We start from the raw sequence: 567 nt of genomic DNA on the forward strand, positions 1-567 counted from the left end.
GGGGCCGCTCGACACCCGACTTCTTGAATCCGCGGCGTACAGCTTCTGCATCGATGTCATCATCCTCGACCAGCAGGATTCGGAGATTTTGGGGGATCATTCTTGCCCTCCTTGAGGTGCAGTTTTCGGCCACTTGGAAGAGCCAAGTGCTATTCACTCGGTAACCCAGTACGCACTTCACACTGGCCAGAGGCCAGTGGCACGCTTAAGATGCGGGAGCTGGATCTTGTCGATGAAGCCGAACCAGGCCTCGAGCGGTTCATGCTCGACCAGCCGAAAGAAGTCGACGGTAAGATCGTGATCGACGTGGATAACACCATGGGTGCTGTCGTCGCTGTCGACTCAGCAAAGAACGGTGTCACCATTTCCCACTGCTCGCCGGTGAGCAGAACCTCAGGCTTTCCTGCCATCGAAGGACTCGTTTCGACTTTCCCGGAACCCTGTACGCCCATGAACACATATTTGTGCATGGCGACGTCCTTGCGAAATCGAATCAGGAGTGGGGTTTGCGACGGTTCAGCTTTGATTGTAGCCCTTGCCGTGGATCAACGGAATCGGCAAATGAAA

The 567-nt window shown here is 55.2% G+C and carries 1 protein-coding gene; it reads left to right on the forward strand.

The genetic code is table 11. The features are described from left to right. Window positions 1–210: 210 nt before the first annotated feature. Window positions 211–567: hypothetical protein (locus AB1L30_RS00265; protein WP_367011358.1), on the forward strand; the 357-nt coding region annotated here is incomplete at its 3' end.

Source organism: Bremerella sp. JC817 (genome assembly GCF_040718835.1).
Lineage (GTDB): Bacteria > Planctomycetota > Planctomycetia > Pirellulales > Pirellulaceae > Bremerella.